We start from the raw sequence: 25,758 nt of genomic DNA, 5'->3' as shown, positions 1-25,758 counted from the left end.
CAGTTCGATTTTCCCTGTTTTCGGCAGGTTGAACAGGGCCTCCGCTTTGAATTTTTCGTAATGACATGGTTCGTGAATTAATATATTGTCAAGCGCAGATTTTATGGCCTTTATCAAGCCAACACAAATAAAATATTGATCTTATGCGAAAACCATGTACCCTTTTGGTATGATCAACCCGTAATTCAAATAATTCTACCTCATCACCAAGGGACTTTTTGAATTCGCTGTCGGGATAGTTGTTGCGTGAAATCTTCGTATATCCCAGCCCACTTTTATCGGTTTTACGAGAGGTGTCATAAGCCTGCTGCCAGGTGAACTTATGGAGCTTAGACTGAAAATACCAGAATGCCTTCATATCTGCTTTCCCCCAATCAGAAAAGCATTCATGGTCATGCTGAAGGAACCGTATGGACAGATGTATATGAGCATTGTTGCCTCCTTGCGACCAGTCATGCATCGAAGATGGATTGGGAATGGCATATTGATGCGCTTTTCTATGATCACCAGCCTCCCTTGAAATAATACCGCGATTAAGATGTTTTTTTCCCATTTCTTAATGCTTTATAGTAATCAATCATAGATTCAACCGTAATCACCTCTTCGGAACGCTGATACAAAGGCACCCCTTTTCTCGCCTTGATCCATGGCATCTCACGATGTGTCAGTTGTTCCAGATAACTGGCTGAGTGTTCTCCATAAATTGAATACACTTCGTTTAACAGGTCTTCTGTTTCAGAGGGAAAATTAGTCTTCTCCAGACCATTGGTATTTATCCCGATGAGGCAATCGCGGCAGTTGTCCTTAAAACGCTGATAGAGACTTGGGACAACAGGTCCATGTACCCAGGCCTGAATGGGTTCATTAAAAAGCGGTTGATTAAAAATAGCCAGATGCCATGCCTGTGCGTAATAGACCAGTTTCTGTAACTTCAGCGGTGAAATGGTATCTCCGGCGTTGGTGTCCAGCCTCGCCAGAAACCAATCCGCTATCTGATCGACAGTGTGCACCACCGGGTTTGGCTGATATGGGCTACTTCCTTTAAATCGTTTTTTCATTGAAGCCGTATTAATATGTGTTATTCTTATAAGGGTATTTTTTATGGCCAATCTTCCTCTTTCAAACAATCTGAAAAAGACAGTGGCAGATAGTAGGTTTACAAACATAATCCAGGTGTTTTTTGAGTGAATAGCCTGCAATATCCGCCAATACATCTCTCTAAATGTTAACTACTTGTAAATGATTGAAATTCGATCCAGGTGATAATTTGGGTATCATCTCCTTTACAGGGGATAAATCCATAGAACCCAATACAAACAATGAATTGTGTACCCCCATAACAGTCCATGACAGCCCGGCCCACTGATTTCTCTACTTTAGTAAAAACAGATACAAAAATTCCACATGGCTGTAATCGCAGGTATCATATTCCACTTCATAGGCGGCTTCGCCTCGGGCAGCTTCTACATGCCCTTCAAAAAAGTAAAAGGCTGGCATTGGGAATCTTATTGGCTGGCAGGAGGACTGTTCTCCTGGCTGATAGTACCACCGGTAGCGGCATGGCTTACCCTGCCGGGGTTCGGTGAATTCATCACGCAGGCATCGTGGCGCACGCTGGGGGCGACTTATATCTTCGGCCTGCTATGGGGCATCGGTGGCCTCACCTATGGACTGGGCATACGTTACCTCGGCATGTCACTGGGCAACTCGGTGATGCTGGGCTGCTGCTCCCTGTTCGGGGCACTGGTACCGGCGATATACTACAACATCGTTCCTGCTGCCGGTAAAACATCGCTGTCAGACATGCTCCACACTAGCTGGGGACAGGTAGTCCTGGCAGGTATGCTGGTATGCCTCGCGGGTATCTGCATCTGCGGAAGGGCAGGCATGATGAAAGAAAAGGAACTGCCGGAAGGGGAAAAGAAAAAGACGGTGGCGGAGTTCAATGTAGTAAAAGGACTGATAGTGGGCGTGGTATCAGGCATTCTCAGCTCCTGTTTCGTATATGGCATAGAAGCCGGAAAAAGTATGGCGGAGATGGCCGTATTGCGTGGACTGGACCCATTGTATCAAAACAACGTGACCTACGTGGTGCTGCTCTGGGGTGGCCTGACCACCAATCTGGTCTGGTGTCTGTTCCTGAATCTGCGCAATCGCTCCTACGTGGATTATACCAATAAACAAACGCCGCTGGCAGCGAACTACTTTTTCTCGGCGCTGGCCGGCACCACCTGGTTTCTGCAGTTTTTCTTTTACGGCATGGGCGAAAGCAAACTGGGCAACGGCGCCAGCTCCTGGATACTGCATATGGCTTTTATCATCCTGATCGCCAACATGTGGGGGCTGGTGCTCAAAGAATGGAAGGGCGTCAGCACCAGGGCCAGGGCTACGATCATCGCCGGTAATCTCACTATTCTCCTTTCTGTATTAATCGTTGGTTACGGAAACTCTCTTAAATAAATATTTGTATGTCGCTGGAAAGAACACAGTTTAAAAATGTCAGTTATTTATGGGATGATGCTACCGCCGCGGCCATGGCCGGCGATGAAGTAGCGCTGCTGATATACCGCTCTAATCTGCTGGGCGCCGATCTGCGTCTCACGAACTATGGCGGTGGCAATACTTCCTGTAAAGCCGTGGTGCCGGACCCGCTTACCGGCAGGGAAACGGAAGTCATGTGGGTAAAAGGTTCCGGCGGCGACCTCGGCACCCTGAAACGTAATGGCCTCGCTGCGTTGTACACTGACCGCCTCCGAAACCTGGAAAACGTATACCGCGGTATCGCCTTTGAAGATGAGATGGTGGACCTGTTTAATCTCTGTTTGTATGACCCTGCTTCCCGGCCTCCATCCATCGACACCCCGCTGCATGCGTTTCTGCCGTTTAAACATATTGACCATCTGCATCCGGATGCGGTGATCGCCATTGCTGCGGCAAAAGATGGTGAACAGATCACGAAAGAACTGTTCGGCGGCGCCATCGGCTGGGTGCCCTGGCAACGACCAGGCTTTGATCTGGGGCTGCAACTACGGAAATGCCTGCACGATCATCCGGGTATCAGGGGTATTATCCTCGGCTCCCATGGCCTGTTTACCTGGGGAGACACGGCGTATGAATGTTACCTGAACACATTGGAAGTGATCGATAAAGCGGCGGATTATATCCATGCGAAAGTATCTCAGCAGCCTGCGGTATTTGGCGGCGCGGTGATACCAGACCTGCCTGGGGAGAAACGTCGCCGCCAGGCGGCCGCGCTGGCGCCGGTGCTGCGGGGCTTCGCCTCTTCTTATCAGTCAATGGTAGGACATTTTACGGACGCGCCGGAGGTGATGGCGTTCATCAACGCGAAAGACCTGCACCGCCTGGCGCCCATGGGCACCAGTTGCCCGGACCATTTCCTGCGGACTAAAATCTCCCCGCTGGTGCTGGACATCGCTCCTGAGGAAGACCTGCACGATCTGCCAGCGGTGAAAAGCAGGATAGCGCCGCTGTTTGAAGCCTATCGCCGCATGTATGCGGAATATTATCAGCAGTGCCGGCATGATAACAGCCCGGCTATGCGCGATCCTAACCCGGTAGTGATCCTGTGGCCCGGCATCGGCATGTTTACTTTCGCCAAAGACAAACAGACAGCCCGCGTGGCGGCAGAATTTTATATCAACGCGATCCATGTGATGCGTGGATCTGAAGCAATTTCTGAGTATATTTCGTTACCAAGGCAGGAAGCTTTTAACATCGAATACTGGCTGCTGGAAGAAGCAAAGCTGCAACGGATGCCTAAGCCCAAAGCACTCAGCGGTCGCGTGGCCCTGGTGACAGGCAGCGCCGGCGGCATCGGCAAAGCCATTTCACGGAAGTTTATAGCGGAAGGTGCGGTGGTGGTCATCAGCGATAATGATGAAACACGCCTGCAGAGCGTCAGCCGCGATTTTGAGCAGCAAGTTGGTAAAGACGCTTTCACGGCTGCGTTGTTGGATGTTACCCGCCCGGCTACCATTACACAAGCTTTTGCGCAGGCTGCACTGGTATTCGGTGGGGTAGACCTGATCGTGAATTGTGCCGGCCTCTCCATCTCCAAACCGCTGGAAGCCCATACGGAGGCGGACTGGGACCTGCTCTACGACGTGCTGGTAAAAGGACAGTTCCTCGTAACACAGGCCGGCGTGGAAGTGATGAGAAAACAACAGCTCGGTGGTGATGTGATCAATATCGTCAGCAAAAATGCACTGATGAGCGGCCCGGATAATGCAGCCTATGGCTCAGCTAAAGCAGCACAACTGCATCTTAGCAGGCTCAACGCAGCGGAACTGGGGAAAGATCGTATACGCGTTAACGTTGTTAATCCGGATGCGGTCATCTCTGACAGTAAAATATGGGAAGGCGCCTGGGCGGAAGGCCGCGCTAAAGCTTATGGCATCACCGTAGCCGAATTGCCCGCTTTCTATGCCAAACGCACACTGCTGAATGAAATCATCCTGCCGGAAGATATTGCCAACGCGTGTTTCGCCCTCGCGGGCGGACTCCTCCACAAATCAACCGGTAACGTACTAAACGTGGACGGCGGTATCGCCGCTGCTTTTGTCAGATAATAAAAATTGTTTGTATGCAGATAGACCAACATCGGATCGAGGCGGGTAACGGGTCCCTCACGGCAACGCACCAACGCAGGCTTCAGTTCCTTCGACAGGAAATACCACATACAGAAGACATCATCAGCAAACTGACCGCCTTCCAGGTAGCCATCCCCAGCTGGGCCCTCGGCACCGGTGGTACCCGCTTCGGCCGCTTCCCGGGCGGCGGCGAACCCCGCTCGCTGGAAGAGAAACTGGAAGATATCGGCCTCCTGCATGCACTCAATCGCGGCAGCGGCGCTGTTTCCCTGCACATCCCCTGGGACATCCCCTCCAACGCGGCACATATCCGCGCAGTGGCCTCCCAGCTGGGACTGGCATTCGATGCCATGAACTCCAATACCTTCCAGGACCAGCCCGGCCAGGAACACAGCTATAAATTCGGCTCCCTCGCTCATACGGACAAGCATACACGTCAGCAGGCTATCGCACATAACCTGGAAGTGATACAATACGGCCGCGACCTGGGCTCCAAAGCCCTCACCATATGGCTGAGCGATGGCTCCTGCTTTCCCGGTCAGCTCAATTTCCGCCGCGCTTTTGACCATGCGCTGGAAAGCTTCGGTGAAATTTATCAGGCGCTGCCGGACGACTGGAAACTGCTGATAGAATACAAAGCGTATGAACCTAACTTCTACTCCACGACGGTGGGCGACTGGGGCCAGTCGCTCCTATATACTTCCAAACTGGGGCCGAAAGCTTTCACCCTGGTGGATTTAGGACATCATCTGCCCAACGCCAACATCGAGCAGATCGTGGCCTTATTGCTCCGCGAAGGAAAACTGGGCGGCTTCCATTTCAACGATTCCAGGTACGGCGATGATGATCTGACGGTGGGCAGCATCCGGCCTTATCAGCTGTTTCTCATCTTCAATGAACTGATAGACGGCATGGATGCCAGGCATATGCAACACGCCACAGACATGGGCTGGATGATCGACGCCAGTCATAATGTGAAAGACCCGCTGGAAGACCTGCTGCAGTCAGTGGAAGCAATCCGCATCGCCTACGCGCAGGCCTTGCTGGTAGACCGTGAGCAGCTCACCGCCGCGCAAAATAATCACGATACGGTACTGGCGCAGGAAATACTGCAAAATGCTTTCCGCACCGATGTAAGGCCGCTGATCGCAGAAGCCCGTCTCCGCGCCGGCGGCGCACTGGACCCGCTGGCTGTTTTCAGACAAACAAAAGTGCGCGAACAGCTGGTCCGCGAAAGAGGTAAAACTGCCATCGCCACCGGGTTGTAAAACATCCCGCCGTATAAATAAATTCCACATGCCCGTTCCCGTTATAGCTGTTTTTGATATAGGCAAAACCAATAAAAAACTGTTGCTGCTCAATGAACAATACCACATTGTTTTTGAGCAGCAAACCTGCATGCAGGAAACGACAGATGATACCGGCGATCCCTGTGAAGACCTGCTGTTGCTCATGCGTAATATGCAACAGCAACTGGCAGCGGTACTAGCGATGGAGAACTTTGAAGTCAGGGCGCTGAACATATCTGCCTATGGCGCCAGCCTCGTGTACGTCGATGCAGCAGGTGTGCCGGCAGGCCCTTTGTACAACTACCTGAAACCATATCCGCAAGAATTATCCAATCGCTTTTATGCGGCTTATGGTGGTCGGGAATCGTTCTCCCACCAAACGGCTTCGCCAGCCTTGGGGAGCCTGAATTCAGGTTTGCAACTCTATCGTATACAGCATTGTCAGCCATCACTGTTTAGCCGTACCCGTTACTCACTGCACCTGCCGCAGTTTCTTAGCTATCTGTTTTCCGGACAGCCAGTTTCAGAGATGACCAGCATCGGTTGCCATACAGGCCTGTGGGATTTTACACGGCAACAGTATCATGCATGGGTGGCGCAGGAAGGATGGCTCGATAAGTTACCGCCCATTGCGCCCACCACCCAAACCACTCCCGTACAGATACAACAGCACCCTCTGCGTATAGGCGTGGGCATACATGACAGCTCCGCCGCCCTGGTGCCCTACCTGCTACAGTTCCGGGAGCCGTTTGTATTACTGTCGACCGGCACCTGGTGTATCAGCATGAATCCGTTCAATCATGAACCGCTGACGACGACAGCATTGCAGGAGGACTGTCTTTGTTACGTTCGCTACGACGGGCTTCCCGTAAAAGCTTCCCGTTTGTTTGCAGGTCAGGCCCATGAAACGGCGGTACAGCAGATAGCGGCTTTTTTTAATGAAGATCCGCAGCATTTTAAAGCACTACCCTATGATCCGCAGATCACCACGCTGTTAGCACAGTCACCGGAATTTAGTATTTTGGAAATGTCGCGTTATGAAAACAGTGCGATCGCCTATCACCATCTGATCATGATGCTGGTAAGGCAGCAACAGTATGCCACCCGGTTGGTATTAGGCCATACCACCGTGAAGCGGCTTTTTGTGGATGGTGGCTTTGCCCGTAACAACATCTACATGCAGTTGCTGGCAGCGGCTTTCCCGGAGATGGACGTATATGCTGCCACCGTATCCCAGGCATCTGCCATGGGCGCCGCACTGGTCATACATGACAGCTGGAATACCCAACCCGTGCCTGCCGATCTGGTGCAACTGAAACACTATGCCTGATATGCCGATAAAAAAATATATACTGCTTTTGTTGCTCCTGGTACCGCTGGGTATCCGGGCACAGGAACGATGGACAGCCCACTGGATAGGACTGGACACGATATCCACACCCAATCAATGGATCGCCTATACGCAGAAAGCGGTGCGGAGCACAAAGGAAAAACAGGTGACTGTCCGCATCGCCACCGACAGTAAATACACGCTGGTGGTCAATTCCAGAACAGTTGTCCGGGAGGGGCAACTAAAACGTGGCCCTAATCCGCAAGACACTTATTACGACGAGATAGATATCGGCCCTTTTCTGCAAAAAGGAGAAAACGAAATTACAGTGATCACCTGGTTCTGGGGAAAAGAAGGGTTTGCCCACAAAAACAGCGGTCGTAATGGATTACTGTTTCAATGTGAGGACACTGCCTTCAACAGCAATACGTCCTGGAAAGCCCGCCGGATGACGGAATATTACAATCCGGCAGGAATACAACCCAACTTCCGCCTCGCAGAAACGAATGTGGGCTTTGATGCAGCTAAGGCAGATCATGCAGCCTGGCAGCCGGTAATGGATTTCGGTGTGCCACCGGTGGCGCCGTGGAACAAACTGGTACAACGCGACATTCCCTTCTTCCGGGAAGCTGAATTGAAAAATTATATCGGAGAACCGGTGAGAAAAGGAGATACACTGATCTGCCGTCTGCCTTATAATGCGCAGGTGACACCGGCATTTAGAATCACTGCGCCGGCAGGCGTGAAAATACAACTGCTGACGGATAATTATCTCACGGCCGGAAACCCCGAACTGGCCAGTGTTCGCACGGAATATATCACCCGGGAAGGTGAGCAGTCGTTCGAAACCCCAGCCTGGATGAATGGACATTTCGTGCAATATGTGATGCCGCGGGCCGTGAAAATCATCTCCCTGCAATACCGTGAAAGTGGCTATGATACGAAGCTGACAGGTACCTTTCATTCCAGTGATACAGCATTGAATACACTGTGGCAGAAAGCGCAACGTACGTTGTACGTTAACATGCGGGATAATTATTTCGACTGCCCCGACAGGGAAAGAGCGCTCTGGTGGGGCGATGTGGCCACTGAAATAGGCGAAACGTTCTACGCATTGGATACAAATGCCAATCAGTTATCCCGAAAGGCTATACGAAATCTGGTTGACTGGCAGGCGCCGGACAGCAGCCTCTATGCTCCCATACCGGCTGGCAACTGGCGAGAGGAACTGCCGCAACAAATGCTGGCCGCTATTCATGGCATAGACACCTACTTCCAATACACCGGCGATACCGCGACGATGCGTTACGTATATCCTGCGGTAAAAAAATATCTGTCGCTGTGGAAGACAGATGAACGCGGCATGATCATCCATCGCAAAGGCGGATGGGACCTGCCCGACTGGGGCGCCAATATCGATGCTTCATTGTTGGACAATGCCTGGTATATCGTGGCGGCAAAAGCGCTGGCCACCATGGCAATCCTGTATAACGATAACGCCTATGCTACACAATTGGAGCAGCAGATACTGCGGGTGCGTAACGCCACACGGCGATATTGCCTCCGTGAGGGTGTTTTCCGTTCGCCGGACTACCAGGGGGAAACCGACGACCGTGCCAACGCCATGGCGGTTATCGCCGGCATAGCGTATAAGGCCGATTATCCTGCCATTATCCGGTTGTTGAAGACAGCCCGCCATGCGAGTCCTTATATGGAAAAATATGTGCTGGAAAGTCTGTTTGTTATGGAGGCGCCTGAAGACGCTTTGGAGAGAATGAAGTTGCGCTACCAGGTAATGATCGATAACCACTACACCACACTCAATGAACTGTTTGATGACAATAAAGGCGGAACCAATAACCATGCGTGGTCCGGAGGACCGCTTACTTTACTGTCGCAATACGCAAGTGGTGTAACACCCCTGAAACCCGGATACGAACGGTACCTCGTGAAGCCAATGCCGGGTGGATTGTCTGCTGTCGGCTGCTCTCTTGAAACCATAAAAGGACGTATAGCCGTGCAGTATACGAAAACCGGTTACGGTGTGAAACTGGAGCTGAACACACAGCTCGGAACACAGGTGTTTGTGGCCGTTCCTTACCAGCCGGAGCAGGTAGTGAAGATAAATGGCCAGGAAGCCTTTATTGGTGGCGGTTTTGTACCCATAAGAGGTATATCCTGGATCGGTATCGAGAACGGCTATATGCTTTTTACGACGTTAGCAAAAGGTAAATATGTCTTTGAAACTTATTGAGATATGAAAGTACCCAGACTGATAGACCTGATCGTGATAGATGAGTATTCGGCTACGCCGAAATACCTGCAGCTGGCCAATTCTATTCTGAAAGGATTGGAGAACGGACAGATCAAACCAGCGGACGTGCTGCCTTCTATCAATGAATTGAGCTTTGAACTGGATATCTCCCGGGACACGGCAGAGAAAGGATATCGTTATCTGAAAAAAACAGGTGTGCTCGGCTCCGTACCGGGAAAGGGGTATTTTATTCCTGACAACGAAGTGCCGGCCATACCGCGCATATTTCTGTTGTTCAATAAACTGAGTGCGCACAAAAAAATCGTGTACGACGCTTTCATGGCCGCATTGGGCGATCAGGTGGCAGTAGATTTTTATGTCTACAACAATGATTATGCACTGTTCAAAAAATTATTGACCAATAAAAGGGAAGATTATTCCTACTACGTGATCATCCCCCATTTTACAGAAAGAGGGGAGAAAGCACATGCGATCATCAATACCTTACCCAAAGACAAACTGGTAATCCTGGATAAGAAGGTAGATGGCATCACCGGCGACTTTGGCGCGGTGTTTGAAAATTTTGAGGAAGACATCTACAATGCCCTGCGGGAGGCACGTCCGGCGCTCAGTAAGTATCATACGCTGAAGATCATCTTCCCCGATGACTGTTACATTCCGTCAGAGTTGTTGACCGGATTTACCCGCTTTTGCCAGGATTATGCATTCTCCTATAAGATCCTCCACGATGCGGCAGATGAACCGGTAGATGCCGGCGAAGTATATATTACGCTGATGGAAGATGATCTGGTAAAACTGATAGAAAAGATCAACGCTTTGGAGCTGACGGTAGGGGAGCAGGTAGGGGTGATTTCCTACAATGAAACCCCGCTGAAACGTATTATTCTCAATGGTATCACCACCATCTCCACTGATTTTCAGCAGATGGGAGAACTGGCCGCCAGGCTGGTGCTGGAGCGTTCGGTGGCGCATATGGAAGTCCCTTTCCGGCTCCGGCTAAGGGCCTCTCTCTGATATTATAGTTTGCGTGTATATACGTAATCGAAGAATGCGTATTTACAGAGCGCTTTTTGTGTTGCTGAAGCTGTAATTTCGTATCGCAGTTTCCGGAAAACAGCATACAGTTCACTTTACCCCAAAACTCCAAAAACTACAAGGTACGCCTGTGCATTACCTCGTTGTGCTTAAACCCCAACATCATGAAAAAGTTAGCAGCAAGTCTGGCTGGCGCGATAGGTTCGCGCTACCTGAAAAACAGGAACCAGCTTATCCTCGTCGAATACGGCGGCTTCATTTCCACTATTGATCTTTCTCCGGCCGCCGCTACGGTGGTATCCCAGGGCACTGTTGATATTAAAGGTACCTGGTCGTTTGACTGTGAAACCGGTACCAATGTCGCTTCCGGCGGTAACGCCGATATCTTTTGGGAACAGATCGACGCCGTTAAAAGACAAATGGTGCCTCAGGGCAATGCCCGCATTGTCAATCTGGGCGTTACCGATTTTAATCTGGTGACAGCCGCTGCCTTGCAATCCTACGCCTACAGCAACACTCCGATAATTGGTAACAACGATGCCACGAATAAACTGGTCAACGGTGACGTTTTCTGCGTGCAGACAAAAGAAGGTAACTATTGTAAATTAAAAGTGATCACCTATGGTTATAATCTGAGCGTACAATGGGTCACTTATAAGCTGAATCCCATCTACAGACATATTGGTAGCGGCTACAATCAGCCGGAAGATATCGCGGTGACCGCCAATGAACAAACCGCTTACGTCACAGAACGTACCGGTAATGTGTTAAAGGTGAATCTCGCTACAGCAGATCGTGCTGCCGCAGCGGTGGTATGCGCCGGCCTGAATACGCCACAGCAGCTGTGGCTGGACGAAGCGCATATGCAGGCTTACGTGGTGGAATATGCCAACCCCGGTAACCTGGTACGCGTAGATCTGAACACCGGCACCAAAACAGTGCTGTACAGCGGCCTTAATCTGGCCGTGGGCTTAACCCTTACAGCCGATCTGTCTACCGCCTACGTTACTGAACAGGGCGGAACACCCGGCATCAGCCGCATTACGTTGGCTACCGGTACTAAAACACTCATTGCAGGCGGATTAACAGCCCCGTTCTTCCTGACCTGGGCAGACAACACCGAAAGCCGCCTGCTGGTAGCAGAGCGGGATCCGGCCAACCGTATCTCCGCAGTAGATGTTACCAAAACCAGCGGTAATGTCAACGTATTCATTGGCGGCACTGCCCCGCGTCCGTCCAGCATCGCGGTGATACAGCCGGGCAACTACTGCATCTGTTGCAATGATGAGGTGGACCAATACACGCTGACCGCCACTTCGGGCAACTGGCTGTACAAAGGCATCGGTTATGTGCCCTGGAACCTGATCACTGCTGCCGGAAAGGCCGATACCACTACACAACCTGCTTATCCTTTCCAGTTCCCGAAAGATTCTCCTTTCGGAGGCACGTTGCCGGTGAATATCGATCATTACAATGCCTGGAACAACAACGTACGCTACTACAAAGTGTTGATCGATGGTAGCCCGCGTTTTGATTCCTGGAATGATCTCCGCCTCAATCCGGTGAACGGACATTACGATATCATCGAGCTGCAAAAGCCTGATATCAGTGGGTTCTACAACATCCATAATCCGGCTTTCGTATACTATAATACCGACCTGGGGTGCCTGTTGAACAGTTTATCAGTGCCCAATGGCGCACATACGCTCAAACTGGAATTTTACGACGGGGCACATGTGCTCGTGTCTTCCATGAGCAATGCGCTGCTGGTAAATAATGATCAGTGTATCGCCAGCATGGACATACCGTTGTTGAATATAACACCGGCAGATCCGAATTGCGGTTACCTGAAATACACTAATACGGCAGATATTGTGAAGCTGCATTGGACCGCTTCTCACCCACAGGGATTTGCTACCTGGTCTTTTGGTATCATCAAAGGTGCCCATGGTTATTTTGGCACGTCCGGCGCGTTATTCCCGGCTACCTTCCACACAGAAACGTTTACCAAAAGCGTGGCAGACATGCTGGGCGCCTGTCCTGGTGTAGCAGCATTTGCTGAATCTTTGTATGTGGCGTCCACAGTAATTAACGGTGTGGGCCGTCAGAGCCAGTATGATGCATCTGCATCTATTGCTTTCTGTCTGGCTCCATGAGGATAGGATTGTTTTGATTTAACCAATCCGGCTACGATATTTACCAGTTGAGCTACTTTTTGAAAAGAAGCGTGATGGAACTTTGTATCGTAATTGGATTGGTTAAATCAAATAATCAGGTCACATATGCTCTATCAAATCAAAGGAAAAGTTGTCGTCATTACCGGAGCAAGTAGCGGCATCGGAGAGGCCACCGCACTGACATTAGCCGCCAACGGCGCGAAGGTGGTGCTGGGCGCCCGCAGGACAGCACAACTGAAAACATTGACGGATACCATTAATAATAAAGGTGGCGAGGCGGTGTTTTTAGAAACAGATGTAAAATGCAAAGACGACTTGCAGCGTCTGGTGGATTTCGCAGTAAATGAATATGGAAAATTGGATGTGATGGTGAACAATGCCGGCGTTTGTCACCTTGGCCGGATCGATGAGTTAGACGTAACAGGCTGGGAGGAAATGATCGACATTAACCTGAAAGGTGTTTTATATGGTATGGCGGCCGCCATCCCTGTTTTTACAAAACAACAATCAGGACATATCGTGAATATTATCTCCACTGCGGGAATTAAGATTGTCCCCACACAAGGTGTGTATGCAGCGACCAAAAACGCTGTCCGCACCGTCGCTGAAGCATTCCGCCAGGAATCGGACGGTGCTGTAAGGATCACCGGGATCTCACCCGGCTTTGTCAAAACAGGATTTATCGGAAACATCAGGGATGAAACATTAAAAGCCGCCATGCAGCGGGATATGGAGCAGCGCGCGATTCCGCCGGAAGCTGTTGCCAATGCGGTTATGTATGCTATTAGTCAGCCTCAGGAGGTGGAAATTGGTGACATCATCATTCGTCCTTCAGCACAAAAATAAGTACATTTAGTATGGTGAAAAGATGAAGGATAAATCCGATACATATCATTTTAGCAGCATTTCCCAGTTGATGCGTTACCTGGGACAACCTGCACCGTTACATCCGTTGATTGGATGGGTAGATTATAGTAAAGGAGTAATCAACACTTTTGAAAAAGGAACCAAAATCAGCCTCGATTTTTATAAGATTTCTTTTAAAAAAGAATTCAGCGGACAGGTAAAATATGGGCAGGGATATTATGATTTTGAAGAAGGCGGCCTGGCTTTTCTAAAGCCTAAGCAAATCGTCATTTCTTCCGGTACCACAGATAGTTATGAAGGATGTGTGTTGTATTTTCACCCTGACTTTATCAGAAATTATCCATTGGGCCAGCAGATCAGTCAATACGGCTTTTTCTCCTATGACGTGGCGGAAGCCCTGTTTTTATCTGCAAAAGAAAAAGATATCATCGGGAATTTGTTCGCCACCATCGCCGGTGAGCTGGAAACGAATATCGACCAATTCAGCCAGGATATCCTGGTGGCGCAGATGGAGTTGCTATTGAGCTATAGCAACCGGTTTTATAATCGGCAGTTTATTACCCGAAAGACGGTTAATCACCAGCTGATAGCTTCTTTGGACCAGCTGCTGGATGATTACTTTAACGGAAACAGTGGATTGAAGGAAGGGCTGCCATCAGTGCAGCTCATCAGTGCCCGGCTGAATCTGTCGCCACGGTACTTAAGCGATATGTTACGTTCCCTTACCGGGTTGAATACACAGCAGTATATCCAGAACAAGATCATTGACTACGCGAAGGATTTACTCAGCGCCACTGCGCTTTCCGTAGCGGAGATAGCCTATAGACTGGGTTTTGAGCATCCGCAATCATTTAGTAAGTTATTCAGGACCAAAACCGACCATACACCCCTGGCATACCGGCGTTCATTTAGCTGAAGCGAAGGTTGCTTACTGAATAACAGCCGGAAGCCCTTCATATTCTACCCGTGCAATGACGGTTTCATCATCTGGTTTCACTTTACGAACGGAATTTACCGGCCAGTATTCCAGCTGTGCTGCCGGATATTCATGTTGTATGATATTACGTATATCCGTATCGGTTAGATCTTTTTTGATCCATTGCAGGGCCAGTTCATCCGGCAGCATCAACGGCATTCGGCCGGCATTATCGCCGCCGTTGTGTATCTGTTGCATCACGGAATTAGCCGCCCGGGTGAGCAGGGTAAAAGTGGGGATACGTTCAGGTTTGTCCACATCCCAGGAATTGGAGTAGGCCCACAATCCGGCGATGAAGAAAATATCCTGTTCACGGGAATGGATATAATAAGCTACTTTGTTTTTCCATCCGGGTATCTGCCGGTATTCAAAGAAGCCGGTGACGGGCACCAGGCAGCGCTGGTGACGGATAGCGTTCCACATGGTGCCGCTTTCCGGTACTTTTTCGCTGCGGGCGTTCAGGTACATTTGCCGTTGCCTTTTCACTTTTTCGGCGGTGTCCAGCAGTTTGGGAATAGGGCCCCAGGTGAACCTGTCCAGCTGCAGGCCGTTGTTATCCACGATAACAGGCCACTGTGGAAAAGACATCCCTATTTTATGATAAGTGGCGGCAAAGTCAAAATCCAGGTTGATGCCTGTCTGCAGCAGGGGGATCCGCTTCAGGATCTTTTGCAGGTTGGCATTCAGTGCGATATCGTAACACATTATTTAGTAGCTTTCTATTGCCGGTAAAGGTACTTTTATTTCTTCATCTCCATATTTCAGAGAGAGATATAATTCCCCGTATTGCAGTGCGTATTGAATCAGGATATCTTCCGTTGGCCAGGTGGTGTATTGACTGATGTAATGTTTTACATGCTGCACCAGTTGCGGGGCTGGTGTTTCGTGTTCCGGATCTATCAGTGCCACATATATTTTGTAGCCTGTCGGCTGCGCGGCTGCCTGGCGGAGTTTTTCCACTTCTTCCGCATGAATGGTCTGGTAGATATACTTGCGCCGGTCGAACCGGATATGCTGAAAATGTGCGTTGGCGCTGGCAATGTCTTTATATGGTGTGATCAGAAATGCTTCCCGGATATGGGCATCAGCGGTGGATATGCCCGCAGGATAAGACTGGCGGACAAAAAAATGATATTCTTCCTGTAGCAGCGCGGATAACAGCGCTGCCGACAATAATGTTAACGGATGATGCATAAGTTGTCGTTTCGCTATTTACGCATGTCCACAATTACCGCCGTTACAATGCCCCATACCTGGAAATCCGCGTCGTCCGTGATCACCACCGGTTTATGGAACGGATTCTCCGGATGTAATACCCAGTTACGGCCCGCTTTTACCAGCCGCTTGATGGTGAACTCACCGTTCAGCGTGCCCACGATAATGTCACCGGTAGAAGGCCGGATAGACCGGTCCACTACCGCAAGGCAGCCATCAGGAATATGCGCCTCGCTCATGCTGTCACCTTTCATCCTCACAATAAAGGCATTGCGGGCATCAGTGGGTATGATACGGGAAAGATCAATGGTTTCCTGTTCGTTGTCAAAGGCAGGTGAGGGAAGACCCGCGGCAATACTGGTATCAAAATATGGCAGGGTCATGTTAGGCTCACTCCACTTCAATGCTTCCATACAACTATCGCTTTAAATGAATACTAATATTATTAGCAAATTAACGCTAAATAATTTAGTTTAAAAAATACATTAACAGATCATTTGCAAAGGCCGGAACCCTCATTGGATGCTAACTGCCGGCAAATCAACCGGATGAATAAAGTGATGGCTAAAACAGCCGCATGGAAATTTTTTTCCGCTGAAAACAGGCAGCACCCCGCTGCGAAAGCGTTTCAGAATAGGGGAACTATTTCTATATTTGCTACAACCTAACCAACACCCCATGGCTTATATAATGGTAGATGTAGAATCAGACGGCCCCATCCCCGGAGATTATTCCATGATCTCTTTCGGTGCCGTACTGGTGGAAGAAGGCCTGAACACCACGTTTTACGGACAGTTAAAACCCATTTCAGATAATTATGTCCAGGAAGCGCTGGCCGTGTCCGGCCACACGCGGGAAGAAACCCTGCAATTCGATGATCCCCAAAAAGTGATGTCAGCCTTTGCTGCCTGGATTAGCCAGCACTGTAAAGATAGGCCCGTTTTTATCAGCGATAACAATGGATTCGACTGGATGTTTATCTGTTGGTATTTTCATCATTTCACCGGCAGCAATCCCTTTGGCCACAGTTCCCAGAACCTGGGCAGCCTGTATAAAGGGCTGGTGAACGATACCTTTAAGAATTTCAAACACCTGCGCCGCACCAAACATACCCATCATCCGGTAGATGACGCCATCGGCAACGCGGAAGCCTTGCTGACACTTAAAAAAGAATATGGCCTGAAAATTAAATGGTGATTAACAAAAAAATAAGTTTGATTTCCCGATTTACTTATTATTTTTGTCCCGACATTATGATTAGCAACGTACATATCCATCATCACCATCATTCTTACCGGGCAGGTAGGCTGGGATGATAATGTGTATACAACCATATTAGATTCATCATCAGGGGCTTACCAACCGGTAAGCCCCTTTTTTATTTTTTACACATCATGAAACTAAAGATCGCCATCCAGAAATCCGGCCGCCTGCACGATGATTCCATCAAATTGCTGAAGGAATGCGGCATCGACATTAACAATGGTGTTAACAAACTGAAAACGGAAGCCAGCAACTTCCCGCTGGAAGTGTTCTTCCTCCGTGATGATGATATTCCGCAATACATCGAAGATGGCGTGGCTGATATCGGCATCGTCGGCGAAAACGTAGTGCTGGAGAAGAAAAAACAAGTGAACATTGTTGAGAAATTAAACTTCGGCAAATGCCGCCTGTCCATGGCGGTGCCTAAATCCTTTGAATATAATTCTGTAAAGGATTTGGAGAACACCCGCATCGCTACCAGCTACCCGGTGATCGTACAGGAATTCCTGCAACGCAACGGTATCAAAGCTGAAATCCACGAGATCAGCGGCTCCGTGGAGATAGCCCCCGGCATCGGCCTCGCAGACGCTATCTGCGACCTCGTCAGCAGTGGCTCCACCCTCTTCATGAACGGCCTGAAAGAAGTGGAAACCGTCCTCAAATCTGAAGCGGTACTCGCTGCCTGCCATCACCTGCAACCGGAACAACAACAACTGCTCGATAAACTGGTATTCCGTATTCAGGCGGTGAAAAGAGCGAAGAACACCAAATATATCCTGCTCAACGCACCCAATGAAAAACTCAATGACATCATTGGACTGCTGCCAGGCATGAAAAGCCCTACGGTACTGCCATTGGCCCAGGAAGGATGGAGCTCAGTTCACTCTGTGCTCAATGAAAATGATTTCTGGGATATCATTGAAAGCCTGAAAGCCGCCGGTGCACAGGGTATCCTCGTAGTGCCTATCGAAAAAATGGTGATCTGATAAAAAGCGAAGCAAACATGCAAACAATAAAATTTCCCGATAAAGCTACCTGGAACACTTTGCTGCAACGCCCGGTGATGGATACTACCGCGCTGGAAGCCAAAGTGGAAGCCATTCTCCGCGATGTGCAGGGGAACGGTGACCAGGCGGTAAAAAAATATGCTGCTGAATTTGATAAGGTGCAACTGACCGACCTGGAAGTGAAACCGGAAGCATTCACCGCCGCGGAAGCAGCACTGGAACCTGCGCTGAAAGCCGCTATTCAGCAGGCAGCTAAAAACATTACTACCTTTCACAAAGCGCAACAGGAAAAAACACAGATCATCGAAACGATGCCCGGCGTACAATGCTGGCGCAAACCAGTGGGCATCGAAAAAGTGGGACTGTATATCCCCGGTGGCTCTGCGCCGCTGTTCTCTACCATCCTGATGCTGGGTATCCCCGCTACCATCGCAGGCTGTAAGGAGATCATCCTCTGTACGCCTTCTTTACACCCGGCTATCCTGTATACGGCTCAACTGGTGGGCATCTCCCGGGTATTTACCATCGGCGGGGTACAGGCTATCGGCGCGATGGCCTATGGCACGGAGACCGTGCCCCGGGTATATAAGATCTTCGGTCCGGGCAACCAATACGTGACCTGCGCCAAGCAGCTGGTCAACAAAAGAGGAGTAGCAATCGATATGCCGGCCGGTCCTTCAGAAGTGGCGGTGCTCGCAGACGATAGCTGTGTACCTGATTTTGTGGCGGCCGACCTGCTCTCTCAGGCTGAACACGGTCCGGATAGCCAGGTGGTACTGGTCACCATCAGCGAAAAAGTGATCGCCGACGTGGAAAAAGCCCTGCAGGCACAGCTGGACAAGCTGCCCCGCAAGTCCATTGCCACGGCAGCGCTGGACAACAGCAAGATGATCCTGGTACAGGATATTGATACCGCCATGGAGATGCTCAACGCTTATGCGCCTGAACACCTGATCCTGGCCTGCCGTAACGAACTCAACGTGGCAGAGAAGGTGACCAACGCGGGTTCCGTGTTTCTCGGCAACTATACGCCGGAAAGCGCAGGAGACTATGCCTCCGGCACCAACCATACCCTGCCCACCAACGGCTATGCTACCGCCTACAGCGGCGTGTCTTTGGATAGTTTTGTAAAGAAAATTACCTTCCAGCAGATCACACCGCAGGGCCTGCAGCAAATCGGTCCCACTATTGAGGCGATGGCTGCAGCAGAAGGACTGGATGCACATAAAAATGCCGTTACGGTCAGACTTCAGTAAACTAATATCAAAATATCAAAATATTAAAATGTTTAATTTGGACTCCCTGCTCAGGGAAAATATAAAGAGACTGGTGCCGTATTCATCCGCCAGAGATGAATTCAAAGGACAGGCATCTGTATTTCTGGATGCCAACGAAAACGCCTTCGGATCACCGCTGCCGGTGAATTACAACCGCTACCCCGATCCGATGCAGTGGCCGCTGAAATATAAACTGGCTGAAATCAAAGGCGTGCCGCCGCAGAACATCTTCCTCGGCAATGGCAGCGACGAGCCTATCGATCTGCTGTACCGCGCTTTCTGTAATCCCGGTGGCCGCGATAACGTGGTGCTGTGCCCGCCCACGTACGGCATGTATGAGGTGAGCGCTCACATCAACGATGTGACCATCCGTAAAGTAAGCCTTACACCGGATTTCCAGCTGGACCTCGAAGGGCTGCAACAGGCAGTAGATGAAAATACGAAGCTGGTATTTATCTGCTCTCCTAACAACCCTACTGGTAACTCCATCAATCGCTCCGATATAGAACTGCTGTTGAATAATTTCGACGGTATTGTGGTGATCGATGAGGCGTATATTAATTTCTCCCGCCGGAAATCTTTTATACAGGAGTTGACGGAGTATCCTAATCTGGTAGTGCTGCAAACCCTGTCCAAAGCATGGGGACTGGCCGGCCTCCGCGTAGGGATGGCTTTCGCCGGCGAAGACATCATCAATGTTTTTAATAAGGTAAAACCGCCTTACAATATCAGCCAGGCTACACAGGAACTGGCGCTGCAGGCGCTGGACAATGTGGCGCGCGTCAATGAATGGATACGCGACATCGTGGTAGAACGGGACCTGCTTTCTGCCGGACTGGAACAGCTGCCGCAGGTGCTGAAGGTATATCCCAGCGATGCCAACTTTATCCTGGTACAGACTACAGATGCCAAAGGTATCTATCAGTACCTCACCGAACGGGGCATTGTGGTGCGCGACCGTTCCAAAGTAGAGCTCTGCATGGGCTGCCTCCGCATCACCGTCGGTACGCCGGAAGAAAACGTGCAGCTCCTCGATGCTTTAAAATCTTTTAACCTGAAAACTGAAACACCGGTATCTGCATGAAACGAGTGCTCTTTATAGACCGCGACGGTACCCTCATCAAAGAAGTGCCGCCTACCTACCAGATCGATAGCCTGGATAAAGTAGAGTTTTATCCAAAAGTATTTGTGAACATGGCCCGTATAGCAGCTGAGCTGGACTATGAGCTGGTGATGGTCACCAATCAGGACGGACTGGGTACAGCTTCTTTTCCGGAAGATACTTTCTGGCCGGCACAGAACATGATCCTCAAAGCGTTTGAAAACGAAGGCGTGACGTTCTCTGAAATATTCATTGACCGCAGCTTCCCGGCAGACAATGCGCCTACCCGCAAGCCCGGTACCGGTATGCTCACCCGCTTTTTCTCCGATGGTTATGACCTGGCCAATTCTTTCGTGATCGGTGACCGTATCACCGATGTGCAGCTGGCCAAGAACCTCGGTGCGAAAGCTATCTGGCTCAATGAGGGCAATAACCTCGGTGGCACAGAAATCAGTGATACGCTGCAGGCGCTCGAATCCGTGATCGCACTGGAATCTACTGACTGGGACCGGATCTATGAATTCCTGAAACTGGGTCTTAGAACGGTAACGCACGTACGAAAAACGAACGAAACCGATATCAGCATCAGCCTTAATCTGGATGGCAGCGGTAAAGCCAATGTACACACCGGTCTTGGGTTCTTTGATCACATGCTTGATCAGATCGCCCGCCACGGCTCCATCGACCTCAGCATCACCGCCAAAGGCGATCTGCATATCGACGAACACCATACCATTGAAGATACAGGCATTGCCCTCGGGGAAGCCATCGCCAAAGCACTGGGCGATAAACGCGGCATCGAGCGCTATGGCTTCTACCTGCCGATGGATGACTGTCTGGCGCAGGTGGGCATCGACTTCGGTGGCCGCAACTGGCTGGTATGGGACGCAACATTTAAACGCGAGAAGATAGGAGAGATGCCCACCGAAATGTTCTTTCATTTCTTTAAGTCCTTCTCCGATGGGGCCAAAGCCAATCTTAACATCAAAGCGGAAGGGGAAAACGAACATCATAAGATAGAAGCGATCTTTAAATCTTTCGCCAAAGCGATCCGGATGGCGGTAAAACGTAATCCATATAATATGCAGCTGCCGAGCACCAAGGGTATGTTATAGTCACGCAAAGACGCTAAGCAGCAAAGACGCAAAGGTGATATAATCGAGCTACCTTAAGAACACAATAGACATAAAATTTGATCTTTACATCTTTGCTTTCTTATTTATCTTAAAAAATCTTAGCGCTCTTTGCTGCTTTGCGCCTTGGCGAGAAAAAAAAATTTGCATTTGTTATAAAAATGTTCCAATTTTGTCTCGCTATGAATAATAACATGACAAATAAACATTGGTGGTGGCACGGAATCAATTCCTGATCTGTGTTACAGTGCCATGTTTCGTCTGAAATATACTTGGAAAGGCTCGCTGTTACACAGCGGGCCTTTCGGCTTTTTAGGCACATCCTTTTTCTAACAAACAGCAAACACTTTCACCCTGAATATCATGCGTACCATTCAAGTAAAAACGAGATCCAAACAGATGCTGGCGGACATCTTCACGCCGGTGGGCATCTATCTGCGGTTGCGCGACAAGTTCCCCGGTTCTATCCTCCTGGAAAGTACGGACTACCGCGCCAGCGAAAACAGCTATTCCTATATCTGTATCAAGCCCATTGCAGGCATCGAAGTAACTTCCACCAGCCACTTTGAATTTAAATATCCCAATCTGCCGGTGGAAAAGAAGGAACTGAAAGATACCCAGAAAGTGCTGGACGAATTACAGAAGTTCCTCGGTAGTTTCTCCTTCAACGGCAATCACCCGGTACCTCTTGCCCAGACGCTCTTTGGATACAGCACGTTTGATTCGGTACAGTTCTTTGAAACACTCGAATTCGATAAAAATAAAAGCGGCGGTAATGCACAGATACCCCTGATGCGATACCGGTTTTATCAATATGTGATCGCCATCAACCACTTCAAAGATGAACTTTACCTCTGCGAAAATCAGATAGAAGGCCTCGACAGTGAGTTTGATCTGGTAGAATCACTCATCCGCCACAAAGATTCTCCCGGCTATCCCTTCGCCACCACCGGGGATGAAACCAGTAACATGACGGACGCGGAATATATGCAGATGGTGGAACAGGGCAAACAACACTGTTTTCGCGGAGATGTTTTCCAGGTAGTTCTTTCCCGCGCCTTTAAACGGTCTTTCTCCGGTGATGAATTCAACGTATACCGCGCGCTCCGCTCCATCAATCCCTCCCCCTATCTCTTCTTCTTCGATTACGGCGATTATAAATTAATGGGTTCTTCTCCGGAAGCACAGATTGTGATCAAGGACGGTACTGCTGCTATCCACCCGATTGCAGGCACTTTCCGCCGTACCGGTGACGATAAGCAGGATAAATTGCTCGCAGATAAACTGCTGCAGGACCCGAAAGAAAATGCCGAGCACGTGATGCTGGTAGACCTGGCCCGCAATGACCTCAGCAGAAATGCCACGGATGTGGAAGTGTCTACCTACCGTCAGGTACAGTACTACTCTCACGTCATACACCTGGTGAGCGAAGTGAAAGGGAAAGTAGACCCCGCCACCAATCCTTTTAAATTGCTGGCTTCCTCCTTCCCGGCAGGCACCCTCTCAGGAGCGCCCAAGTACCGCGCCATGCAGATCATTGACCAGCTGGAACCAACGCCCCGTGGCTTCTATGGCGGCTGTATCGGTTGGGTGGGCTTTAACGGCAACTTCAACCACGCTATTATGATCCGATCCATCCTCAGTAAAATGAACACCCTTTACTATCAGGCCGGAGCCGGCGTAGTAGCCAAATCGGTGGCTTCTTCAGAACTGGAAGAGGTCAACAATAAACTCAATGCATTAAAACAAGCCATCCTGCTGGCACAAACCATCTGACATGAACATCCTCGTTTTCGATAATTACGACTCTTTTACCTATAACCTCGTTCACCTCGTGGAGAAGCTGGTCAACGGCAAAGTGACCGTTGTCCGCAACGATGAAATCCCACTGGAGAAAGTGAACGCTTACGACAAGATCATCCTGTCGCCCGGCCCCGGTATTCCGGAAGAAGCCGGCCTGCTGCTGCCGCTGATCAAAGAATACGCGCCGTCTAAATCCATCTTCGGCGTATGCCTCGGCTTACAGGCGATCGGACAGGCATTCGGCGGTTCGCTCATCAATCTCAGTGAAGTATACCACGGCGTAGCGACCAACGTGAAAATCGTGTCCGATCAGGGCCGCCTCTTCAAAGGCATGCCCCGCGAGATACAGGCCGGTCGTTATCACTCCTGGGTGATCGACAAAGCCACCCTCCCCGCTGATTTAACCCTGACGGCAGAAGACGAGGAAGGCTTTATCATGGCGCTGCAACATAACAAGTACGATGTAAGCGGTGTACAGTTCCACCCGGAAAGTGTACTCACGCCACAGGGAGAGCAGATCCTGAAAAACTGGCTGGAACTATAATACCACCGCCGTTTTCCACCTTCTCTTTGATCATTTTAAATACATCATTTTGGTATGAAAAAGATACTTAACTACCTGTTTGAACATAAAACTTTTACCCGCGAAGGGGCTAAAGATATACTCATTAACATCTCCAAAGGCATGTACAACGAGAGTGAGCTCGCTGCTTTCATGACCGTATTCCTCATGCGCAGCATCACCATCGATGAGTTGCTGGGCTTCCGCGACGCCCTGTTGGAGCTGTGTATCCCTGTAAAACTGAACGGCTACGATGTACTGGATATCGTAGGTACCGGCGGGGATGCAAAAAATACCTTTAATATTTCTACCTTGTCGTGCTTTATCGTGGCCGGCGCAGGTGGTAAAGTGGCGAAACACGGCAACTATGGCGTGTCTTCCATCAGCGGCGCTTCCAACCTTATGGAACTGGTAGGCTACAAGTTCAAAGCCGACGATGCCAAACTCCGTACTGAACTGGAAGAAGCAGGCCTCTGTTTCCTGCACGCACCATTGTTCCATCCGGCCCTGAAAAATGTGGCCGGTATCCGCCGCGAACTGGGCATCCGCACGTTCTTTAACATGCTGGGACCATTGGTGAACCCGGCTTTTGCCCAACATCAGCTGATTGGTGTGTATAGCCTCGAAATGGCCCGGGTATATAACTACCTGTTCCAGCAGACCGACAAAAAATTTGTCATTGTACACAGCCTCGATGGTTACGATGAGATATCGCTGACCGCGGATACCAAAGTCATCACCAACCAGGGTGAACAGGACTGGACCCCTGAACAGCTCGGTAAACGTAAAGTACATCCGGAAGATATCTATGGTGGCAACACTGTGGAAGAAGCGGCGAAGATCTTTATGAAAATACTCAAAGGCGAAGGCACATGGGCACAGAACTCTGTGGTGCTGGCCAACGCCGCTATGGGCCTCTACAGCTTAGGTAAACACAGCTCTTACGATGAAGCCTTTACTGCTGCTGTGGAATCCCTCGAATCCGGCAATGCCCACAAAGCATTCAAAAAACTGATTGAATTACAATAACGCTGATGAAAAATATATTAGCAGAAATAGTCGCCCATAAACAGGTGGAAGTAGCGGCCCGCAAGTTACAACGCAGCGCAGCTGAACTGCAACAGACCTCCGTGTTTGATCGTGAGCCGCTGTCGCTCCGCAGTTTCCTGCAAAACCCGGATAAGACCGGTATCATCGCGGAGTTCAAACGGCGCTCTCCCTCCAAAGGACTGATCAACGGCGAAGTAACGGTGCAGCAGGTCACTACGGCCTATACCCGCTACGGCGCCTCCGGCCTCTCCGTACTGACGGACGAGAAATATTTCGGCGGTTCTTCCGATGACCTGCAACAGGCACGCAGCTTCAACCAGATACCTATTCTGCGCAAAGATTTTGTGATCGATGAATACCAGATCCTCGAAGCGAAAGCTATCGGCGCCGATGTGATACTGCTCATCGCGGAATGCCTCGATGCCGCACAGGTAGCGCACCTGTCTCAGTTTGCGCATAACCTCGGCCTCGAAGTGCTGCTGGAAGTACACAGCGAAGCACAACTGGAAAAGGTAACGGACCACACACACCTCGTGGGCGTGAATAACCGTGACCTGATCACTTTTCAGGTAGACTTTAACCGGTCCTGTGAACTGGCGCCGAAAATTCCGGCCGACAAAATCAAGGTGGCGGAAAGCGGTATCAACGACCCCGCAGCGATCGTGACGCTTAAAGCGGCCGGCTTCCAGGGGTTCCTGATCGGTGAACACTTCATGAAACAGGAAGATCCTGCCCGCGCCTTTGAAAATTTTGTACAGACATTAAACGATCTGCAGGCTAAATAATC

At 50.0% G+C, this 25,758-nt stretch carries 23 protein-coding genes; 18 read left to right on the top strand and 5 right to left on the bottom strand.

Features of this window, described 5'->3' with window-relative positions:
- Window positions 1-88 precede the first annotated feature (88 nt).
- Together ICL55_RS17940 and ICL55_RS17935 are read right to left on the bottom strand one after the other, a co-directional pair.
- Window positions 89-553 carry a hypothetical protein gene (locus ICL55_RS17940; protein ID WP_188099735.1) on the bottom strand — a complete coding sequence of 155 codons (465 nt, stop codon included), beginning with the start codon at window positions 551-553 and terminating at the stop codon, window positions 89-91.
- Window positions 534-1,058 (bottom strand): Panacea domain-containing protein, encoded by a 525-nt coding sequence (locus ICL55_RS17935; RefSeq protein ID WP_188099733.1) that lies wholly within the window; start codon window positions 1,056-1,058, stop codon window positions 534-536. Before ICL55_RS17935 ends, ICL55_RS17940 begins: the two co-directional genes overlap by 20 nt.
- A 346-nt stretch (window positions 1,059-1,404) precedes the next feature.
- Here ICL55_RS17935 and rhaT point away from each other — a divergent pair, with 346 nt between their 5' ends.
- The 9 genes from rhaT (at window position 1,405) to ICL55_RS17890 (ending at window position 14,499) form a co-directional block, all read left to right on the top strand.
- Complete coding sequence (rhaT, locus tag ICL55_RS17930; RefSeq protein ID WP_188099731.1) at window positions 1,405-2,460, top strand: L-rhamnose/proton symporter RhaT; 1,056 nt, start codon at window positions 1,405-1,407, stop codon at window positions 2,458-2,460.
- Between the two features lie 8 nt (window positions 2,461-2,468).
- Window positions 2,469-4,589, top strand: coding sequence for a bifunctional aldolase/short-chain dehydrogenase (locus ICL55_RS17925; RefSeq protein WP_188099729.1), 2,121 nt, complete (start codon window positions 2,469-2,471; stop codon window positions 4,587-4,589).
- Between the two features lie 14 nt (window positions 4,590-4,603).
- Window positions 4,604-5,878, top strand: coding sequence for a sugar isomerase (locus ICL55_RS17920; RefSeq protein ID WP_188099727.1), 1,275 nt, complete (start codon window positions 4,604-4,606; stop codon window positions 5,876-5,878).
- Between the two features lie 28 nt (window positions 5,879-5,906).
- Window positions 5,907-7,229 (top strand): FGGY-family carbohydrate kinase, encoded by a 1,323-nt coding sequence (locus ICL55_RS17915; RefSeq protein ID WP_188099725.1) that lies wholly within the window; start codon window positions 5,907-5,909, stop codon window positions 7,227-7,229.
- 1 nt (window position 7,230) lies between these two features.
- Window positions 7,231-9,483, top strand: a complete 2,253-nt coding sequence (locus ICL55_RS17910) for an alpha-L-rhamnosidase-related protein (RefSeq protein WP_188099723.1) — start codon at window positions 7,231-7,233, stop codon at window positions 9,481-9,483.
- Window positions 9,484-9,486: 3 nt separating this feature from the next.
- Window positions 9,487-10,518, top strand: a complete 1,032-nt coding sequence (locus ICL55_RS17905) for a GntR family transcriptional regulator (RefSeq protein ID WP_188099721.1) — start codon at window positions 9,487-9,489, stop codon at window positions 10,516-10,518.
- Window positions 10,519-10,703: 185 nt separating this feature from the next.
- Complete coding sequence (locus ICL55_RS17900; RefSeq protein ID WP_188099719.1) at window positions 10,704-12,695, top strand: hypothetical protein; 1,992 nt, start codon at window positions 10,704-10,706, stop codon at window positions 12,693-12,695.
- Between the two features lie 126 nt (window positions 12,696-12,821).
- Window positions 12,822-13,562 (top strand): SDR family oxidoreductase, encoded by a 741-nt coding sequence (locus ICL55_RS17895; RefSeq protein WP_188099717.1) that lies wholly within the window; start codon window positions 12,822-12,824, stop codon window positions 13,560-13,562.
- A gap of 22 nt (window positions 13,563-13,584) precedes the next feature.
- Window positions 13,585-14,499, top strand: a complete 915-nt coding sequence (locus tag ICL55_RS17890; protein ID WP_188099715.1) for a helix-turn-helix domain-containing protein — start codon at window positions 13,585-13,587, stop codon at window positions 14,497-14,499.
- 12 nt (window positions 14,500-14,511) lie between these two features.
- Here ICL55_RS17890 and ICL55_RS17885 read toward each other — a convergent pair whose 3' ends face one another.
- From ICL55_RS17885 to ICL55_RS17875, 3 genes are read right to left on the bottom strand one after another with little or no spacing between them, the layout of a single operon-like run.
- On the bottom strand, window positions 14,512-15,264 hold the full coding sequence (locus ICL55_RS17885) for an SOS response-associated peptidase (RefSeq protein WP_188099712.1): 753 nt from the start codon (window positions 15,262-15,264) through the stop codon (window positions 14,512-14,514).
- Between the two features lie 3 nt (window positions 15,265-15,267).
- Window positions 15,268-15,753: a hypothetical protein gene (locus ICL55_RS17880; protein ID WP_188099710.1), complete on the bottom strand. Its 486-nt coding sequence runs from the start codon at window positions 15,751-15,753 to the stop codon at window positions 15,268-15,270.
- A 14-nt stretch (window positions 15,754-15,767) separates the two neighbouring features.
- Window positions 15,768-16,187 carry a LexA family protein gene (locus ICL55_RS17875; protein ID WP_188099708.1) on the bottom strand — a complete coding sequence of 140 codons (420 nt, stop codon included), beginning with the start codon at window positions 16,185-16,187 and terminating at the stop codon, window positions 15,768-15,770.
- Between the two features lie 265 nt (window positions 16,188-16,452).
- Here ICL55_RS17875 and ICL55_RS17870 point away from each other — a divergent pair, with 265 nt between their 5' ends.
- From ICL55_RS17870 to trpC, 9 genes are all read left to right on the top strand, one after another.
- Window positions 16,453-16,971: a 3'-5' exoribonuclease domain-containing protein gene (locus tag ICL55_RS17870; RefSeq protein ID WP_188099705.1), complete on the top strand. Its 519-nt coding sequence runs from the start codon at window positions 16,453-16,455 to the stop codon at window positions 16,969-16,971.
- Window positions 16,972-17,168: 197 nt separating this feature from the next.
- Complete coding sequence (hisG, locus tag ICL55_RS17865) at window positions 17,169-18,023, top strand: ATP phosphoribosyltransferase (protein WP_223151490.1); 855 nt, start codon at window positions 17,169-17,171, stop codon at window positions 18,021-18,023.
- 17 nt (window positions 18,024-18,040) lie between these two features.
- Window positions 18,041-19,300, top strand: a complete 1,260-nt coding sequence (hisD, locus tag ICL55_RS17860) for a histidinol dehydrogenase (protein ID WP_188099703.1) — start codon at window positions 18,041-18,043, stop codon at window positions 19,298-19,300.
- Between the two features lie 28 nt (window positions 19,301-19,328).
- Window positions 19,329-20,405, top strand: a complete 1,077-nt coding sequence (hisC, locus tag ICL55_RS17855) for a histidinol-phosphate transaminase (RefSeq protein ID WP_188099701.1) — start codon at window positions 19,329-19,331, stop codon at window positions 20,403-20,405.
- On the top strand, window positions 20,402-21,538 hold the full coding sequence (gene hisB, locus ICL55_RS17850; protein ID WP_188099699.1) for a bifunctional histidinol-phosphatase/imidazoleglycerol-phosphate dehydratase HisB: 1,137 nt from the start codon (window positions 20,402-20,404) through the stop codon (window positions 21,536-21,538). The genes hisC and hisB overlap by 4 nt, the downstream gene beginning before the upstream one ends.
- 381 nt (window positions 21,539-21,919) lie before the next feature.
- Window positions 21,920-23,332, top strand: coding sequence for an anthranilate synthase component I family protein (locus ICL55_RS17845; protein ID WP_188099697.1), 1,413 nt, complete (start codon window positions 21,920-21,922; stop codon window positions 23,330-23,332).
- 1 nt (window position 23,333) lies between these two features.
- Complete coding sequence (locus ICL55_RS17840; RefSeq protein ID WP_188099696.1) at window positions 23,334-23,903, top strand: anthranilate synthase component II; 570 nt, start codon at window positions 23,334-23,336, stop codon at window positions 23,901-23,903.
- A 54-nt stretch (window positions 23,904-23,957) separates the two neighbouring features.
- Window positions 23,958-24,950 (top strand): anthranilate phosphoribosyltransferase, encoded by a 993-nt coding sequence (gene trpD, locus ICL55_RS17835; RefSeq protein WP_188099693.1) that lies wholly within the window; start codon window positions 23,958-23,960, stop codon window positions 24,948-24,950.
- A 5-nt stretch (window positions 24,951-24,955) separates the two neighbouring features.
- Entirely contained in the window at window positions 24,956-25,756 is an 801-nt protein-coding gene (gene trpC / locus ICL55_RS17830; protein WP_188099691.1) for an indole-3-glycerol phosphate synthase TrpC, read from the top strand.
- Window positions 25,757-25,758 lie beyond the last annotated feature (2 nt).

This window comes from Chitinophaga varians (assembly GCF_014529945.1).
In the GTDB taxonomy this organism is placed as follows: Bacteria; Bacteroidota; Bacteroidia; order Chitinophagales; family Chitinophagaceae; genus Chitinophaga; species Chitinophaga varians.
The sequence above is the reverse complement of the archived record's forward strand: the minus strand, read 5'-3'. Positions and strand labels throughout refer to the sequence as shown.